The organism is Halapricum salinum (assembly GCF_004799665.1).
Lineage (GTDB): Archaea > Halobacteriota > Halobacteria > Halobacteriales > Haloarculaceae > Halapricum > Halapricum salinum.
The window spans coordinates 1,137,675-1,154,143 of the sequence record NZ_CP031310.1; the positions used below are offsets into that span (position 1 = coordinate 1,137,675).

Consider the following 16,469-nt stretch of genomic DNA (forward strand, 5'->3'; position numbering starts at 1 on the left):
GAAGCGACCCACGCGCTCACGCCGCCAGGACGACCGCGTTTGCGACCGAAATCGTCGTCCCCTCGGCGACCGGCTCGCCGGTGACGAGGTCGGTTTCGCCGACGGGCCCGGAGAGTTCGACCTCGGCCGTTCCCTCGCCGAAGTGCAGGACGACGACGAGTCGCTGCTCGCCGTCGTCGCGGGCAAACGCCGTCACGCGCTCGTCGTCGCCCACACTGACGTCGCAGTCGACGGCTTCGACCGACCCGTCGACCAGCGCCGCCGTCGACGCCCGGAGGTCGATCAGCGACTTAACTCGCCGCGAGAGTGCGCGGTCGCCGTTCACCCAGTTCATGTCCGCTCTCGTCTCCCGGAGACCGGTCTCCTGGCCGTAGTAGACCATCGGAACGCCCGGGAGCGCGAACGTCGCCGTCACCGCGGCGACGAGTGCGTCGCGGCCGCACTCCTCGACGTAGCGGTCCTCGTCGTGATTGTCGACGTAGCGCATGGGGACGTAGTCCTCTCGGATTCCGTCGACAGCGGGGCTCTCCGCAACGTCGAGCAAATCGTCGGCGGGCCGCTCGCCGCGGCCAATCTCCCGCAGCCCGTAGTAGTGGCCGGTGTCGTAGTGCAGGTCGAACTCCAGTTCGCCGTAGTGAGGGTCCCGCGGGACGGTTTCGTCCAGCAACAGAAAGTCGCCATCGACGGCGCTGTGTTCGGTCTTGACGCGCTGGCGGACCTCTTTCCAGAAACCGTGAGGGACGCCCCAGGCGACGTCACACCGGAAGCCGTCGACCGTGTCGGCCCACTCGTCGACGATGTCGAGAACGTGCTCGCGGACGGCCAGGGAGTCGTAGTTCAGGTTGGGGAGCGTCCACCAGTCGAAGTAGTGGTCGTAGACCCGTTCGACATCGCCGGTCGACTGCTCGCGTACGTCCTCAGAGACGAACGCATCGTCGGCGTCGACCCAGGTGAACCAGTCATCGTACTCGGCCACGCCACGGGCGCTCTGCTGGAAAGCCGGGTGCTCGCGGGAGGTGTGGTTGATCACCAGATCGAACAGGACGTGAATTCCCGCGTCGTGACACGAGTCGACGAACGACTCGAAGTCCGCCCGGGTCCCGAGATCAGGCGCAACGTCGAAGTAGTCGACGATGTCGTAGCCGTGCGGGCCGTGCTCGGCGTCCTCGCCCTGGGCCGCGCTCCGGGATTCGAGGATGGGCGTCAGCCAGAGCACGTCGATCCCCAGCCACTCCAGATAGGGGACCCGTTCTTCGAGGCGCTCGAACGTGACGCCCGAATCGCCGACGAACGAGCGGACGTAGATCTCGTACATCGTCGCGCCGTCGAGCCACTCTGGCGGTTCGTTCGGCCGGGCGACACTGCCATCGGATTCGATCCGGACGGTGTCGCTGACGCCGGGGCGCTCGCCGACTGTCACGGCGTGGACTCGCAACTGATCGTCGACGGCGTCGAGCGAGCAGCGTGCCTCGTGGCCGTCGACTGTGAGGCCGTCGCCGGACGCCTCACTCGCGCTGGCCGAGGCGCATAGCGCCTCGCGATCCCGGTCGTCCACGTAGAACTCGACGTCCAGATCCTCGGGGTCGGCGTCGCTGTGCGGTCCCGGCATGGCATCGGCCTCGATCACGATCTCCTCGTCGTCGGCGCTCGATTCGACCCTCGCGTCGAGTCGAACCCGGGGTCGTTCGGGACCGTCGACGACGATGCTCCCCCAGTCCCCACCCATGAAGTCGTCGCCGACGGTGATCGCGTAGTTGTATCGGCCCGGCGACACGTCGTCCTCGTAGACGTAGGTGTCGTCGATCAGTTCGGGCTCGAGTTCGCCCACCCGAAAGTCGTTGAACGTCGTCGTCACCCACACGTCCCCTGGATCGTGCTCGGGCAATTCGGCGGCGTCGTATTCCAGACGAAACGGGCGGGTGACGTCTTCGAACGCCCGAACGGTGAGTTCGTGCGTGCCGTCCGGAGCGCCGAGTTCGAGGCGATAGACGCCGGGTTCGTCGGGCACGAGGTGTTCGACCGCGCTATTGCCGACGGTCGCCTCGCTGTCGTCGGGGCGCTCGGCGATCGACCAGGCGAAGTCGGCGTCGGACTCGGGTCGTCGGGGCGCGAGTTCCACGTCGTCGCCGACGGTGACGAACCGCGGGGGGCCGGGATGGTGCATATCCGTAGCTGTCCCCTCGGACACTTACCTTTTCCTCGACGATCAGCCGGCCGGGTTCGGCTCGAACTGCCGGCCGACCAGCACGAGACTGCCGAGCAACAGCAGGACCGACAGCGGAAGCAGGAACTCGAACAGCGTCAGCATGGTACTGGAGGCCTGAATCCCGAACGCGAGGAAGACGACCGGGCCACAGCAGGCGCTGCCCGACAGGAGCGCCGGCACCGACGCGACCAGCGGCGTCGAGCGCTCGCCGATCCCACAGGAAGCGGGCTGGCGCCAGACGAGCGTCGTCAGCGCCATGTTCAAGCCGACGAGGACGGCGACGCCCAGTCCGATGACGGTGTTGAACGAGAACAGGTAGGTGAGCGGACCCAGTCGGACGCGCGCGACCGGCCGATAGGACAGCGGCCCCAGCGCCGGCTCGAAGAACTTCGAGAGCGGGTCCGCGACGACGAAGACATCCCAGCCGCCCAGGCCCGGCGCGAGGTGGCCGAGCGCGTAGAGATACGCCAGCAGGTAGCCGACGGAGGTCACCACCAGCACAGCGAGCCCGTCCCGCCTCCCTAGTGCTGCGCCGAGACCGGCCCGCGTCCGCGAGAGTGCGCCGGGCACGGCGCTCGGGGGAAGGGCGTGCTCAGGCATAGACGGTGGTCCAGGGGTAGAAGCCGCTCCAGGCGAACCACATCGCGTCGAAGGTGTGGATGCGTTCGAGCGGCAGCGCGTCCGGGTCGTACGCTTCGCCATCCCCGGCTCCCGTCTCTCGAACCGTCTCGCCCGCGTGCTCGAATGACAGTTCCTCGGGGTTTCGATAGACGTAGCCCGTGTCGAGTCGCGGGTCTGAGACCGCGAGAACGGGCGTCTCACAGAGCCGTCCCTCCATCAGTCGCTCGTCGAGCAACCGTTCCTTGCGGAACGCGACGGCCCCGCGGGGCGTTCGAGCACCCAGGAAGACCTCTTTCGGGTGGAAGCGGTCGTTCTCGTTGAGCTCGGGAAAGAGCGTGTTCTCGCGCACGTAGTACCCATTCTTGGGGTTGTACGCGCCATAGGGATCCTGGGCGTAGTTGCGCGCGGAGCCCGTCTCGGTCGTGAGCACGCGCGTGTCTGGATACGCGCTCCGCCACTGCTCCCAGGTCGTCCAGACCACGCGGAACTCCCGCAGCGAAACGGCCGGCGGGTCCTCGTTCCAGGGTCCCGGAATCGCCGTCGCCAGAACCTGCGGCCACCACGCCTCGCTCGCCCGATCGTACATGATCAGGTTGTTGTTGATCAGCCGGCCCGAGACGCCGAAGGTCGTCTCACCGCGTTCGAACCCCAGTACCGTGCCAGTCAGCGGGCAGTAGGTAACCGCGACCGGATTCCCGGCGATCCGGTCGTTGACGATCTCGTGATGGACGAGGATGTTCTGCGGATAGGCCTTCGCCTCGCCGTCTCGTGCGAGTCCGAAGACCGGATCGCCGTCATCGAGGAAGTCGATCCCGTCGACGCCCGCAAACTGGGGGTCGTCGATCGCGGGGATGCCGTCCTTCGAGGGGCCGCCGTGAGTGGCCTCCGACCGCAGTGCCGACGGGTCGAGTGGCAACGGAAGGGGATCGGTGGCTGTCGGGACTGCCACGTCGCTGGCAGCGCCGACCGTTCTGGGCTCGACACAGCCGTTCTCGTCGCTCGCCGTCGGCCCGTCGCCGTTCCCCCCGCCGTTCCCGTTCTCCCCGCCGGGGTCGTAGTTGCCCCCGCCGCTGTCGCCGGTCCCGCAGCCGGCGAGTGCGCCAGCCCCGGCGACCGCGAGGTACCGCCGTCGCGTGAGTCGGTTCATCGTCTGTACTGAGGGCGAGCGCGAACCTAAGCGTTCAGCGGCCGTGCGAACGTGACACACGATCACAGGCACACGAGAGCGCGCCAACGGGGCACACGCGAGCGCGCCAACGGAACTGATTTAGGCGCGGGCGGGGCAAGAATACGCTAATGAGCGACCTCAGCGAGGAATACCGGCTCGACTATTTCGAGGAGCACGGGTTCCGACGCGCCGAGTGTCCGGAGTGTGGGGATCACTTCTGGACGCTCGACCCCGAGCGTGAGACCTGCGGCGAACCGCCCTGTGAGGAGTACAGTTTCATCGACGACCCCGGCTTCGAGGAGGACTTCGAACTGGGCGAGATGCGCGAGGCGTTCCTCAGCTACTTCGAGGACCGCGATCACACCCGTATCGACCCCTACCCCGTCGCCGCGAATCGCTGGCGCGACGACGTCCTGCTCACGCAGGCGTCGATCTACGACTTCCAGCCGCTGGTCACGAGCGGGACGACTCCGCCGCCGGCCAACCCCCTCTGTATCAGCCAGCCCTGCATCCGGATGCAGGACATCGACAACGTGGGTAAGACGGGCCGGCACACCATGGCCTTCGAGATGATGGCCCACCACGCGTTCAACGCCAAAGAGGAGGTCGGCGACGAGTACGCCTACGAGGGCGAGGTCTACTGGAAAGAAGAGTGTGTCCAGTACTGTATCGAGTTGTTCGAGGAGCTGGGTGCCGACCCCGCCGACGTGACGCTGATCGAGGACCCGTGGGTCGGCGGCGGCAACGCCGGGCCGGCCTTCGAGGTCATCTACAAGGGCGCCGAACTGGCGACGCTCGTGTTCATGCAGTTCGAAGAGGATCCCGACGGCGACTACGAGATCAAGGGTGACACCTACTCCGAGATGGACACCTACATCGTCGACACCGGCTACGGCCTCGAACGCTGGACCTGGGTCTCCCAGGGCACTCCTACTGTGTACGAGGCGGTCTACCCCGATATGATCGACTTCCTCACCGACAACGCCGGGGTCGATCTGAGCGACGAAGAGGAAGCCATCGTCCACGACGCCGCCCGTCTGTCCGGCAATCTCGACATCGACGACGTCGACGACGTCGAAGCTGCGCGCGGCGACATCGCCGACGAACTCGGCGTCGAGGTCGAGTCCCTGCGTGACCTCGTCGAACCGCTCGAAGACGTCTACGCCATCGCGGATCACTGCCGCACGCTGGCGTACATGCTCGGGGACGGCATCGTCCCGAGCAACGTCGGGTCGGGCTATCTGGCGCGGATGGTCCTCCGCCGGACCAAGCGGCTGGTCGACAACGTCGGCGTGGACGCACCGCTTGACGAACTGGTCGACATGCAGGCCGAACGGCTTGGCTACACCAACCGCGACACGATCCGTGACATGGTTCGGACGGAAGTCGAGAAGTACAGGGAAACCCTCGACCGCGGGAGCCGCCGCGTCCGCCAGCTGGCCGAGGAGTACGCCGAGAAAGGTGAGCCGATTCCCGTCCGTGAGCTGATCGAGCTGTACGACTCCCACGGCATCCAGCCGGACATGGTCGAAGAGATCGCCGCAGAGCACGCCGTCGCCGTCGAGACGCCGGACGACTTCTACTCGCTCGTGGCCGAGCGACACGGCGGTGGGCAGGCCTTCGAGGAGGAGGACGGACTCGGGTACGCCGACCGCATCGCCGAACTCCCCGAGACTGACAAGCTCTACTACGACGACCAGCAGCGCACCGACTTCGAGGCAGTCGTCCTCGAAGTGTTCGAGCGTGACGACGAGACCTTCGACGTCGTGCTCGACCAGACGATGTTCTACCCCGAGGGCGGTGGCCAACCCCCGGACCACGGGACCCTCTCGACGGACGACGTCACCGCCGAAGTGAGCGACGTCCAGATCTACGACGGCGTAGTCGTTCACACCACCGACGAAGACCCCGGCAAGGGCGAGTTCGTCCGCGGGCAGATCGACGCGACGCGACGCCGTCGCCTGATGCGACACCACACCGCCACGCACGTCGTCATCCACAGCGCCCGGCAGATCCTCGGCGAGCACATCCGGCAGGCCGGCGCCCAGAAGGGCACCGAGTCGGCGAGAATCGACGTCAGCCACTACGAGTCGATCACGCGCGAGGAGGTCAAAGCGATCGAACACCGCGCCAACGACCTCGTCATGGACAACATTCCCGTCAACCAGTCGTGGCCCCACCGCCACGAGGCCGAGGAGGAACACGGCTTCGACCTCTACCAGGGCGGGATCCCGCCGGGCGAACAGATCCGCCTCATCCAGGTCGGCGAGGACGTGCAGGCCTGCGGTGGCACGCACGTCGCCCGCACTGGTGACATCGGCGCGATCAAGATTCTCAATACGGAGCGCGTCCAGGACGGCGTCATCCGGATCACCTTCGCCGCGGGCGACGCCGCTGTCGACGCGACCCAGCGGACCGAAGACGCCCTTTACGAGGCCGCCGAGACGCTCGACGTCAGTCCCGAGGAAGTCCCCGAAACCGCCGAACGGTTCTTCGAGGAGTGGAAGGCCCGCGGCAAGGAGATCGACGACCTCAAAGAACAGCTCGCGGAAGCCCGCGCCAGCGGCGGCGCGGACGCCGAAGAAGTCGAGGTGGCGGGGACGACGGCAGTGATCCAGCGGATCGACGCCGACATGGACGAACTCCGCGCACAGGCCAACGCCATCGTCGAACAGGGATCGATCGCCGTGCTCGGCGGCGTTGCGCGCAGCGCAACGGGCAGTGCGAGCGGGACGGAGTCCGGCGAGCAGGAGGGTGCGGACGGCGCGACGTTCGTCGTGGCGGTGCCCGACGGCGTCGAGGTCAACGCCGGCCAGGTCGTCGGCGAACTCGCGGGGCGGGTGGGCGGCGGCGGTGGCGGCCCGCCCGATTTCGCCCAGGGTGGCGGCCCCGACGCCGAGAAGCTCGACGACGCGCTGGCCGAGGCGGGAGAGATTCTGCAGGGACTGACCGCCTCCGAAGAGTAGCGGGATTCTGAGCGCCGCGCGGAACCTCGAAGCGAAGAGCCTCCGAGAGAACGGTCTACTGCTCGTCCAGCACTACGGGCACTCCGGACGACGCCACGTCGGCCGCGAAGGCCTTCGAATCGATCTCCTGGGTCGAGAAGGTGTTGTAGTGCACAGGCAAGACGAGCCGCGGATCGATCGTCGCCGCGAGTTTCGCAGCCTCGTGGCGGTCCATCGTGAAGCGCTGGCCGATCGGCGGACAGAACAGCGAGCAGTCGATCGTTCGATGGCCGGGCAGGACATCGGTATCGCCGGGGTAGAGCACCCGCGTCCCGTCGACGTTCAGAACGTAGCCACAGCCGAAGCCCTCCGGATGATAGGGCGTGCCGTCGGGACGCGTGTTCGGCCCGTCCTCGACGTTGTAGGCGGGGATCGACCACACTGTCACGTCGCCCACTTCGAGCGAATCTTTCGTGCCGACTCGGCGAATCTCGTAGGGCAGTTCTTCGAGCGTCGGGAGGTCTCGACCCGGGGCCTGGGCGTCGATACCCTCGTAGGCAACGATCGTCGCGTCCTCGCTGGCGACACGTTCGATGCCGTCGGGGTCGTAGTGGTGGATGTGCGTGACGACGACGACGTCGCCGTCCTGGGCGCGGTAGTCGCGACTCGGTGGGTGGCGAATGTCTTCTGAGTCGGGTTCCCACTCGCCGGTGAGGACGCCGTAGCGGCCAGGATCGATGTAGACGACGACGTCCTCGGCAGCGAGTCGCAAGGTGGCGTAGCCGAGCCAGTCGACGGTGAGACCCTCGTGTCGGACCGTCATTGTACACGATACAGGCTCGCAATCACATAAGTCGGCTGTTTCACTCGACGTACGTCCGGTCGATGTATGCCAGCACGTCGTCGACGACGGCCGCCTCGAAGGTCCAGAACCCCTCGTACTCGTTGTCCCCGGTCTCGACGGCGACCAGTGCGGCCTTGCGATCGTCGTCGCCGTCACCGTCGTGGACGACGAACCACGTGTTGGGTATCTCGCCGTCATCACGAGCGTGGATAGTCACGTCCTGGCCGAAGGGATCGTCCCAGTCACCGTGGCCGTAGACGTGGACGTCGACGCCACGATCGACTAGCTGGCGGTAGGCTTCGGTCGTGCCGCGCTCGTCGGTGATCCGGGAGAGTTCCTGAAAGCCGGTGTGGAGGACGCCACCGCCGGTCTCGTGAGCCATCGCCTCGACGTGGCGGGAGATGTGGATCAACAGGAACTTGCGCTTGCCGGCGACCGAGAAGGTGACCTCGTCGAGATTGGCGACCACGTCGGGCGTGTCGATGTCCTCCAGCGTACGGGTGCCGGTGACGTACAGATCGGAGTTGACCATCAGCAGCGACCGTTCGACGTCCTGCAGCGGCGAGGTCGCGATCGCCGGCTGCTGCTCGTCGTGAAGGAGCATCACGTCGGCCGGCCCGGCCGGATCGCCGCTCGTCTCGGTGACCTCGACCGAGTCGGCGTCGAACATCGACTCGACCATCCGCTGGATCGGGTCGACCTCCGCGCGATTGATCACCGTGAGAGACTTCTCACGGTCCTCGACCCGGTCGACGAACCTGGCGAAACTGTCCGCACGAACCATGCGCGAGTAGGTCGACGACTCGGCCATAAATATCTTCGCCGCCGAATCTCGCTTACGAAACCGGAATTCACAGGGTCGCCGCCCATCTATCGCCAGACATGCCGACCGCACACAACGGCGACGTCGCGCTCCACTACGCGACCGCCGGCGATGGCGAGCCGATCGTCTGCTGTGGAGCCGCCGGCCTCGGAGCCTGGCAGTGGAGCTATCTCACGACGCCGCTGGCCCGCGAACACGAAGTCGTGGTGTGGGACTACCGCGGGACAGGCGACTCCGACGCGCCCGGCGGCGAGTACACCTTCGAGGACCTCGTGGGCGATCTGGACGCCGTCTGCAGCGACCACGGCGCCCGATCGATCCACCTCCTCGGCGCCGGACTGGGCGGGATGGTCGCCGTCGAGTACGCCCGCCGGTCGGGCCGGGTCGAGTCCCTCGGGCTGGTCGGGACGCCGATCTCGGGCGCAAACGTCGATCGCGACGCGCTCGAACGCTTGCGGGCACCCCGGGACGACTCCGACGCCCTCCGCGAGTCGCTCCGAGCCGGACTCACGCCCGAGACGATCGACGCCTATCCCGAGGAGATCGACCGGATCGTGGGCTGGCGACGCGAGGACGACGCCTCACAGGTGGGGTGGGACGGCCAGGTGGCGGCCATGCTTGCCGGCGACCTCGACGATCTGTACGAAGTGACGACGCCGGCGCTGGTCTTCGAGGGCGTCGCGGATCGGATCGTCGACCCCGGAACCGGCGAGCGACTCGCGAACGAACTCCCGCGCGGGGAGTACCGCCCGGTCGAGAGCGGCCATCTCGTCCACGTCGAGGAGCCACAGGTCGTCGCCGACGAACTGCTTTCGTGGCTCGACGCCCAGCGAGAGTGAGCACTGGCCGGCCCGCACGACTGCGGGCGTTCTCGGCGTCGCATCCGAGAGCACGGCAGGTACTGCCGCCGGCTGGAGGGTTTTTCAGTGGGGAAGACATTGCAGTGAGTGATGAGTCGCCCGCGAATCGCGTTGCTCAACGCCGCCCACGACGGGGCCGACAACAGCCGGAACTTCCGGCGGGAACTCGACGCCGAGGTCGTCGAGTTCGACGTCGTTTCCGGTGAGCTTCCCGACGGCTTCGGCTTCGACGCCGGGGTCGTCACGGGCTCGCGAGCCTCCGTCTACTGGGACGAACCGTGGATCGCCGACCTGCAATCGTGGGTCGGCGAGGCGATCGACCGCGATCTATCCTTCCTGGGCGTGTGTTTCGGCCACCAGTTGCTTGCGGACGTCTGTGGCGGCACTGTCGAGGCGATGGGCGAGTACGAGATCGGCTACCGGACCGTCGAACACCGCGGCTCGCGGCTGTTCGAGGGGGTCGATTCGGAGTTTACGGTCTTTACGACCCATTCGGACAGTGTGGTCGAACTCCCGCCTGGCGCGGAACTGCTGGCCGAAAACGACTACGGCGTCCACGGCTTTCGCAAGGGCGAGGTGTACGGGGTCCAGTTCCACCCCGAGTACGACACCGCCACTGCCGAATCAGTGACCCGTGGCAAGGACCTCGATCCCGAGCGCAAACAGCGCGTGCTCGAGGGAATCGATCCCGCGACCTACCGACGGGCCTGTGCGGCCAAGCGGTTGTTCGAGAACTTCGTCACGATCGTCGACGAGCGGACGGTGACCGCTGCGCCTCGTGCTGCGGCCGACGATTGAGGGCCTACCGGTTGTAGATCGCGAACGCGAACGGGAGCGACGCGAACAGCGTGATGATCCCGAAGATCGGTGAGAGCAGTAGCACGAAGAGGTTCATCACGGCGACGATCCCCAGCGCGAGGAGTTTCTGGCCGAGCGAGAGCATACGTCCAGACCCACGAGACAGTCAGATGAAACTTTCTATTCTCCCGGCTGGACTCGCGTGCCGAGCGGCCGAAGTGGCTGGGTGAGCCTGTGTGCCACCAGCAACGACGCGACGGCGAGGACGATGACCACACCCTCGATCGGGGTGGTGAGCAGGCCGAGCGAGACGATCAACGTCGTCGCACAGGCGGGCGGATGTCGGGTGTCGGTCGCGACCATCCCGACAGCGGTCAGCACGAGTGCGAGCGAACCGCTGGCGACCAGCGCGAGCGCGGCCGTCGACCCGCCGACCCTCGTCGCGACGGCCCCGTCGGCCAGCAGGTGGTAGGTCGCCATCCCGGCCAGCACGCCGATCGCGTGCCCGCCGAGGACGCGCCGTGGCGCCGCCGTCGCCGAGTCGGGAGACATCGCGAGGACGAACGCCGACGGGCCGAGACTCGGGAACAGAAACGGCAACCCCGTCAGATAGACGAACGCACCGGGGACGACCAGGAGTGCACCACTGGTCGCTCCGACCGACAACGACGCGGACAGTCGCTCGTTCATCACTCCTGGTCTGTCGAGTCCGACCGAAAAGCCCGTCGGATCGGATCGGGACGAGTTCTCTCAAACGACCGATTTCGGGCCGCCACAGCCCGCTATCTCGCCCTTCCGATTCGATCAGTCGGTCGGATAGACGACCAGGAGACTGCCCTTCGACAACTCGTTTCGACGCCTCTCCCACGGATGGTCGACGATCAACGCCGAAGACGTGAGATCGACAACCGCCCCTCGAAGGGGACACGTCGTTTCGGCTCGACGTCCCTCTCGGCCAGCAAACTTACTTTACTGATGCCCGAGACGTCATGCACGAACGATCATGAGCGACGAGGACGAGACAACCCATCCTTTCGAGGAGGCGGCGGGAGACACAGACGACAGTGACGACACCGATCCGATCGGGAGCGCCACGGTCGAATCCGACGACGAGACCGATCCGATCGACGACACCGACATGACAGACGACGGGGAGACCGGGGGAATACAGACGAAATCCGACAGCGACGACGACCGCGAACGCGAACTCGAAAAGTGGGAGGACCGGCTCGATCAGCGTGAAGAAGGGCTGGATCTCCGGGCCGAGAAGCTCAAAGACCGGGCCGAGGAGCTAGACCAGCGCGAGGCCGACATCGAGACCGAGCGTGCGAACCTCGAAGACTGGCGCGCTGACCTCGACGACTGGGAAGCCCAGCTCGAACAGCGCGAACAGGATCTGGACGACCGAGAGGCGGCGATCCGCGAACGCGAGACTGAACTGGCCGAGCGTGCGGCCGACCTCGACGAGAAAGAACAGACGCTACACACCTACGTCAGTGACAATCTCGGCGACGTCGACGCGAAGATAACCGACGCCGTCCGTGAGTCGATCGGCCGGGCCATGCAGGACATCGAACCCGGCAAAGCCGAGGTCGACCAGGAGTCGGTCGATCAAACTGTCTCCTCGGCGATCGACTCGGCGATGGCCGACCACAAGAAGGGGCGGTTCGGTACCCCCGGCAACGTCGTCTTCGGGCTGCTCGGGCTGGCGCTGGTCGCCGGTGGCGTCTCGGTCGTCTTCCTGGCCGAGTCCGCGAACCTCACTTCGCTGTTCGCGGAACCGATGTACAACTACGGGGCTGCCGCCGCGCTCGTGCTCGTCGGACTCGCCGTCAACATCACCGCTGCCGCCGGCCGTCTGTGAGGACGTGACTACCAGTGGGTGACCGTCGCTGCCGGCGGGACAGTTTTGGTCCGTGATACCCATGTACAGGTATGCTCGACTACCTCGACCTGCAGGCCGATCTCTCGGGCGAAGATCAGATGATCCGCCACACCGCCCGGGAGTTCGTCGCCGAGCACGTCACCCCCGATATCGGGGCGCTCTTCGAGGACGGTCGATTCCCCGAGACGCTCGTCACACGGATGGGCGAGTTAGACTTCTACGGCCCGAACCTGGACTGGGGCGACCTCCCGAACGTCTCCGAGACCGCGTATGGACTCCTGTTACAGGAACTCGAAGCCGGTGACTCGGGCGTGCGCTCGATGGCCAGCGTCCAGGGCGCGCTCGTGATGTATCCCATCCACGAGTACGGCAGCGAGGCCCAGCGCGAACGCTGGCTCCCGGATCTCGCGTCGGGAGAGGCCGTCGGCTGTTTCGGCCTGACCGAACCCGAGCACGGCTCTGATCCGGCCAGCATGGAGACCACGGCGACGCCGGACGGTGACGGCTTCCGGCTATCGGGAACCAAGACCTGGATCACCAATTCGCCGATCGCGGACGTGGCGCTCGTTTGGGGGCGGATCGACGACGACGCAGATCGAGACGACGCCGGCGAGATCCGCGGCTTCCTCGTCGAGACCGATCTCGATGGTGTGGAGACGCCCGCGATCGATGGCAAGCTCTCGATGCGCGTCTCCGAGACCGGTCAGATTCACCTCCAGGACGTGTTCGTTCCCGCTGAGGCGATGCTGCCGGACGTGCAGGGGATGAAGGGGCCGCTATCCTGCCTGACGCAGGCCCGCTACGGCATCGCCTGGGGCGCAGTCGGGGTCATGCGCGACTGCTTCGAGACCGCTCGCGAGTACGCGACCGACCGCGAGCAGTTCGACCGCCCGATCGCCGCGACGCAACTCCAGCAGGAGAAGCTGGCGGAGATGGCGACCAAGATCACGACGAGCCAGACGCTCGTGTTCCGTCTCGCGGAATTGAAAGAACGGGGCGACCTCCGGCCACAGCAGGTGTCGATGGCCAAACGCCAGAACGTCCGGGCCGCACGCGAGGTCGCCCGGACGGCCCGCGAGATGCTCGGCGGCAACGGCATCACGACCGACTACTCGCCGATGCGCCACCTCGCGAACGTCGAAACAGTGTACACCTACGAAGGGACTCACGACATCCACTCGCTGATCCTCGGCGAGGATCTCACCGGGTTCTCGGCGTTCTGATGGGGCTTCGGGCGGCTACTGGGTCCGGTAGACTCGGGCTTCCCAGGGATCGAGCTCCAGTGGCTCCGCGTGGCCGTCGCCGTTGGTCCTGTCGTGGGTGTCGAGGACAAGTGAGGGCTCGGGTCCGAGATCCAGCCCGCCGACCGTCGCCGACTCGCTCGACCAGTTGAGCACCACGACGGCACGCTGCTCGCCGAGGGTACGCTCGTAGGCCCACACTCTGTCGTGGTGAGGGACCAGCAGGCCGTACTCGCCGTAGACCAGCAGGTCCGAGTCGCTCCGGAGGTCGATCAGGTCGCGGTAGTGATGCCACACGGAGTCGGGATCCTCTCGGGCGGCTTCGACGTTGATCTCGGTGTGGTTGGGGTTGACCGCGAGCCACGGCTCACCGTCGGTGAAGCCCGCCTGCGCGTCGTCGCTCCACTGCACGGGTGTCCGAGCGTTGTCCCGACAGCGGTAGCGGACGATGTCTTTCACGCGCTGGAACCCCTCATCTTCCAGGGCGACCCGTTCGAGTTCGGTCAGCGACCGCGAGCGAGCGTCGTCGAGGATGAACCGGATTCGCCCTCGTGTCTCGGCGTCGCGGATCTGGTCGATCCGCTCGAAGGGAAAGTTCGTCATCCCGATCTCGTCGCCCTGCAGGAGGTAGGGGGTCCCCTGCAACGTGAACAGAAAGGTCGCGAGCAGTTTCGCGGATTCGCGGCGATAGTGCTGGGCGTCGCCCCAGCGAGAGACGATCCGAGGCCAGTCGTGGGTCCCGAGGAAGATCGTGTTCCAGGCCTCGCTATCTTCGAGTTCGCGCTGCCAGCGCGAGATGACGTCCCGCAAGTCCCCGACCGACCAGTCGCCGACCTCCCACCAGCCGCCGTCCGAGCGGAAGTCGAGCATCATGTGCTCGTAGTGAAAGACCATGCTCATCCCGCCGTTGTCGGGGTGGCAGAATCGCTTTGCTCGTTCTGGGTCGGCGTCGATACACTCCCCGACGGTCATGGCGTCGTAGTTGCCGTAGGTCTCGTCGTGGAGTTCGTCGAGGTAGTCGTGGACTCGCGGCCCGTTGGTATGGTGTTCCATGCCCGTCCAGCCGCCGGGGTGGCCGTCGGGCAACTCGGGATTCTTCGAGATGAGGTTGATCACGTCCATCCGGAAGCCGTCGATACCCTTCGAGAGCCACCAGTCGACCATGTCGTAGACGTCTCCTCTGACCTCCGGATTCTCCCAGTTGAGGTCGGGCTGTTTCGAGTGAAAGAGGTGCAGGTAGTACTGCCCGCGGTCGACGTCGTAGGTCCAGGCCGGCCCGCCGAAACTGGAGGTCCAGTTGTTCGGGAGGCCCCCGCCCGTGGAGCGCCACCAGTAGTAGTCGTCGTAACCGTCTTCGCCGCGCTTCGACTTGGCGAACCACTCGTGTTCGTCGGAGGTGTGGTTCACGACGAGGTCCATGATGAGGCGCATGTCGCGGTCGTGCATCCCCTCCAGCAGTTCTTCCCAGTCGTCCATGCAGCCGTATTCGTCGTGGATGGCCCGGTAGTCACGGATGTCGTAGCCGCCGTCGACCTGCGGGGAGTCGTAGACAGGGTTGAGCCAGACGACGTCGACACCGAGGTCGTCAAGGTAGTCCAGTTTCTGGATGATACCGCGGATGTCGCCGATCCCGTCGCCGTTCGAATCGTTGAAACTCCGGGGGTAGATCTGGTAGACGAATCCTTCTTTCCACCAGGCGCGTTCCTCCTCGGGGACGAGGTCGGTCGGTCGCGTGCCCGAATCGGGCTCGGTCGCCATACACTCGTCACGCAGAGCAGCGGTAAATATGGTCGGCTTACTGTCGATAGTTCGATCCTACCGCTCGTCGAAGACACGGTCGGAACCGGCCGGACTTTTGTCGGCGGCCCCGGTAGCACGACCATGCACCTCGCGGAGGCCACCTGGACCGACGCCGACGACCTGGAGACCGACCTCGCGCTCCTTCCAACTGGGAGCACCGAACAGCACGGCCCTCACGCCCCGATGGGGACCGACGCACTCAGTGCCGAGACGATCGCGAGCGAGGCCGCCGCCCGATTCGACGGCGAGGTCGTCGTCGCGCCGACCGTTGCCGTGGGCGTCTCCGAGGAACACCGCCACTTCACGGGCTCGCTGTGGGTCAGCGAGGACACCTTTCGATCCTACATCCGCGACACCGTCGCCAGCCTCGCCAGTCACGGCTGGGAGCGCGTGGTCGTCGTCAACGGCCACGGCGGCAACACCGACGCGCTCCGGGAGGTCTGCGGGGCGATCACCCGGCAGGACGACGCCTACGCCGTTCCCTGGACGTGGTTCGACGCGCTCGACTTCGAGGAGTATGGAGTCGACCTCGGCCACGGTGGCCCGGCCGAGACGGCGTTCGTCCAGGCTGTGCGGTCCGACCTCGTGCGAGAAGAGCGGTTCGACGAGGCCGCCACGGGCGCGGGCGACGCCTTCGGGGAGTTCGAGCAGGGGTCGAATCTGGCCTACGACTTCGCGGAGTTTTCCGAGACCGGCAACATCGGCGATCCGTCCGATGGCGACGCACAGCTGGGCGAGCAGTTGCTCGCGGACGCGACCGAGTCGCTGGTCGCGCTGCTGGAAACCGTCAGCGAGCGCGATCTGACGCGGCCGGCCCACCGCTGAGTTGGGCGCTGTCCAGTCGTCGCGGCGAGGATCAGTCCTCGTCGTCGTCCGCGGCGTCTTCGAGGGCGCTCTTGATCGCCGGGATCGTCCCCGTGAGGTCGCCGACGGCCTCGTGAGCGTCCTCGATGTCTTCGATCAGGTCTTCGACCTCGGCGATTGCGTCCTCGAGGTCGTCGGCGTCCTCGAAAGCGTCGGCACGCTTGCCCATGGTGTACCACTTCTTGGCGTCGCGCAGGGCGCCTTCTGCGTCACCGACGTCCAGGGCGTTCTTCAGGCCGTTGAGCACGCCCAGCGTGTTGTCGGCGTCGGTCTCCCAGACCGAATCGGCGTCCGGGAGCGCGTCACGCGCTTCGTCGAGGCTGTCCTCGACGTCGGCTCGCATGTCGCTCGCGGCCTCGTCGAACAGTTCGTCGTCGTCGAGCGTCGCCTGGCTCATACTGTGCGATTCGACAC

General features: G+C 66.4%; 15 protein-coding genes. 6 read left to right on the forward strand and 9 right to left on the reverse strand.

The window, feature by feature from the left end; genetic code table 11:
- Positions 1-16 precede the first annotated feature (16 nt).
- The 3 genes from DV733_RS05635 to DV733_RS05645 are packed head-to-tail and all read right to left on the reverse strand — an operon-like array spanning position 17 to position 3,974.
- Positions 17-2,164: an alpha-amylase family glycosyl hydrolase gene (locus tag DV733_RS05635; RefSeq protein ID WP_049994206.1), complete on the reverse strand. Its 2,148-nt coding sequence runs from the start codon at positions 2,162-2,164 to the stop codon at positions 17-19.
- 42 nt (positions 2,165-2,206) lie between these two features.
- Entirely contained in the window at positions 2,207-2,806 is a 600-nt protein-coding gene (locus DV733_RS05640) for a hypothetical protein (RefSeq protein ID WP_049994207.1), read from the reverse strand.
- On the reverse strand, positions 2,799-3,974 hold the full coding sequence (locus DV733_RS05645; RefSeq protein WP_049994208.1) for a DUF3179 domain-containing protein: 1,176 nt from the start codon (positions 3,972-3,974) through the stop codon (positions 2,799-2,801). Before DV733_RS05645 ends, DV733_RS05640 begins: the two co-directional genes overlap by 8 nt.
- A 149-nt stretch (positions 3,975-4,123) precedes the next feature.
- Here DV733_RS05645 and alaS point away from each other — a divergent pair, with 149 nt between their 5' ends.
- Positions 4,124-6,961, forward strand: coding sequence for an alanine--tRNA ligase (alaS, locus tag DV733_RS05650; protein ID WP_049994209.1), 2,838 nt, complete (start codon positions 4,124-4,126; stop codon positions 6,959-6,961).
- A 55-nt stretch (positions 6,962-7,016) separates the two neighbouring features.
- On the opposite strand, the gene DV733_RS05655 is transcribed toward alaS, so the two are convergent.
- Both DV733_RS05655 and DV733_RS05660 read right to left on the reverse strand, forming a co-directional pair.
- Positions 7,017-7,763, reverse strand: coding sequence for an MBL fold metallo-hydrolase (locus DV733_RS05655; RefSeq protein ID WP_049994210.1), 747 nt, complete (start codon positions 7,761-7,763; stop codon positions 7,017-7,019).
- 40 nt (positions 7,764-7,803) lie between these two features.
- Entirely contained in the window at positions 7,804-8,568 is a 765-nt protein-coding gene (locus DV733_RS05660; RefSeq protein ID WP_049994339.1) for a histidine kinase, read from the reverse strand.
- A gap of 98 nt (positions 8,569-8,666) precedes the next feature.
- Between DV733_RS05660 and DV733_RS05665 the strand changes: the two genes are divergently transcribed.
- On the forward strand, positions 8,667-9,446 hold the full coding sequence (locus DV733_RS05665) for an alpha/beta fold hydrolase (protein ID WP_049994211.1): 780 nt from the start codon (positions 8,667-8,669) through the stop codon (positions 9,444-9,446).
- A gap of 111 nt (positions 9,447-9,557) precedes the next feature.
- A complete protein-coding gene (locus tag DV733_RS05670) occupies positions 9,558-10,265 on the forward strand; it encodes a type 1 glutamine amidotransferase (protein ID WP_049994212.1) in 708 nt (235 codons plus the stop codon).
- Between the two features lie 4 nt (positions 10,266-10,269).
- Here the strand turns inward: DV733_RS05670 and DV733_RS17065 are convergent, their stop codons facing one another.
- Together DV733_RS17065 and DV733_RS05675 are read right to left on the reverse strand one after the other, a co-directional pair.
- Positions 10,270-10,410: a hypothetical protein gene (locus DV733_RS17065; protein WP_154019529.1), complete on the reverse strand. Its 141-nt coding sequence runs from the start codon at positions 10,408-10,410 to the stop codon at positions 10,270-10,272.
- 35 nt (positions 10,411-10,445) lie between these two features.
- A complete protein-coding gene (locus DV733_RS05675; protein WP_049994213.1) occupies positions 10,446-10,955 on the reverse strand; it encodes an HPP family protein in 510 nt (169 codons plus the stop codon).
- Positions 10,956-11,268: 313 nt separating this feature from the next.
- Between DV733_RS05675 and DV733_RS05680 the strand changes: the two genes are divergently transcribed.
- Positions 11,269-12,129: a hypothetical protein gene (locus tag DV733_RS05680; RefSeq protein ID WP_049994214.1), complete on the forward strand. Its 861-nt coding sequence runs from the start codon at positions 11,269-11,271 to the stop codon at positions 12,127-12,129.
- Between the two features lie 71 nt (positions 12,130-12,200).
- Positions 12,201-13,373 carry an acyl-CoA dehydrogenase family protein gene (locus DV733_RS05685; protein WP_049994215.1) on the forward strand — a complete coding sequence of 391 codons (1,173 nt, stop codon included), beginning with the start codon at positions 12,201-12,203 and terminating at the stop codon, positions 13,371-13,373.
- 15 nt (positions 13,374-13,388) lie between these two features.
- Here DV733_RS05685 and DV733_RS05690 read toward each other — a convergent pair whose 3' ends face one another.
- Positions 13,389-15,149, reverse strand: a complete 1,761-nt coding sequence (locus DV733_RS05690) for a glycoside hydrolase family 13 protein (RefSeq protein ID WP_049994216.1) — start codon at positions 15,147-15,149, stop codon at positions 13,389-13,391.
- Positions 15,150-15,272: 123 nt separating this feature from the next.
- Here DV733_RS05690 and DV733_RS05695 point away from each other — a divergent pair, with 123 nt between their 5' ends.
- Positions 15,273-16,016: a creatininase family protein gene (locus DV733_RS05695; RefSeq protein WP_049994217.1), complete on the forward strand. Its 744-nt coding sequence runs from the start codon at positions 15,273-15,275 to the stop codon at positions 16,014-16,016.
- Between the two features lie 31 nt (positions 16,017-16,047).
- On the opposite strand, the gene DV733_RS05700 is transcribed toward DV733_RS05695, so the two are convergent.
- Positions 16,048-16,452: a DUF5790 family protein gene (locus tag DV733_RS05700; RefSeq protein WP_049994218.1), complete on the reverse strand. Its 405-nt coding sequence runs from the start codon at positions 16,450-16,452 to the stop codon at positions 16,048-16,050.
- Positions 16,453-16,469 lie beyond the last annotated feature (17 nt).

What these genes read in the sequence shown, in the direction of transcription:
- alaS (WP_049994209.1), top strand. Translation starts at nt 4,124, where the DNA reads ATGAGCGACCTCAGCGAGGAATACCGGCTCGACTATTTCGAGGAGCAC.
- DV733_RS05635 (WP_049994206.1), bottom strand. Translation starts at nt 2,164, where the DNA reads ATGCACCATCCCGGCCCCCCGCGGTTCGTCACCGTCGGCGACGACGTG.
- DV733_RS05645 (WP_049994208.1), bottom strand. Translation starts at nt 3,974, where the DNA reads ATGAACCGACTCACGCGACGGCGGTACCTCGCGGTCGCCGGGGCTGGC.
- DV733_RS05685 (WP_049994215.1), top strand. Translation starts at nt 12,201, where the DNA reads ATGCTCGACTACCTCGACCTGCAGGCCGATCTCTCGGGCGAAGATCAG.
- DV733_RS05670 (WP_049994212.1), top strand. Translation starts at nt 9,558, where the DNA reads ATGAGTCGCCCGCGAATCGCGTTGCTCAACGCCGCCCACGACGGGGCC.
- DV733_RS05660 (WP_049994339.1), bottom strand. Translation starts at nt 8,568, where the DNA reads ATGGTTCGTGCGGACAGTTTCGCCAGGTTCGTCGACCGGGTCGAGGAC.
- DV733_RS05675 (WP_049994213.1), bottom strand. Translation starts at nt 10,955, where the DNA reads ATGAACGAGCGACTGTCCGCGTCGTTGTCGGTCGGAGCGACCAGTGGT.
- DV733_RS05690 (WP_049994216.1), bottom strand. Translation starts at nt 15,149, where the DNA reads ATGGCGACCGAGCCCGATTCGGGCACGCGACCGACCGACCTCGTCCCC.
- DV733_RS05680 (WP_049994214.1), top strand. Translation starts at nt 11,269, where the DNA reads ATGAGCGACGAGGACGAGACAACCCATCCTTTCGAGGAGGCGGCGGGA.
- DV733_RS05695 (WP_049994217.1), top strand. Translation starts at nt 15,273, where the DNA reads ATGCACCTCGCGGAGGCCACCTGGACCGACGCCGACGACCTGGAGACC.
- DV733_RS05655 (WP_049994210.1), bottom strand. Translation starts at nt 7,763, where the DNA reads ATGACGGTCCGACACGAGGGTCTCACCGTCGACTGGCTCGGCTACGCC.
- DV733_RS05665 (WP_049994211.1), top strand. Translation starts at nt 8,667, where the DNA reads ATGCCGACCGCACACAACGGCGACGTCGCGCTCCACTACGCGACCGCC.
- DV733_RS05700 (WP_049994218.1), bottom strand. Translation starts at nt 16,452, where the DNA reads ATGAGCCAGGCGACGCTCGACGACGACGAACTGTTCGACGAGGCCGCG.
- DV733_RS05640 (WP_049994207.1), bottom strand. Translation starts at nt 2,806, where the DNA reads ATGCCTGAGCACGCCCTTCCCCCGAGCGCCGTGCCCGGCGCACTCTCG.
- DV733_RS17065 (WP_154019529.1), bottom strand. Translation starts at nt 10,410, where the DNA reads ATGCTCTCGCTCGGCCAGAAACTCCTCGCGCTGGGGATCGTCGCCGTG.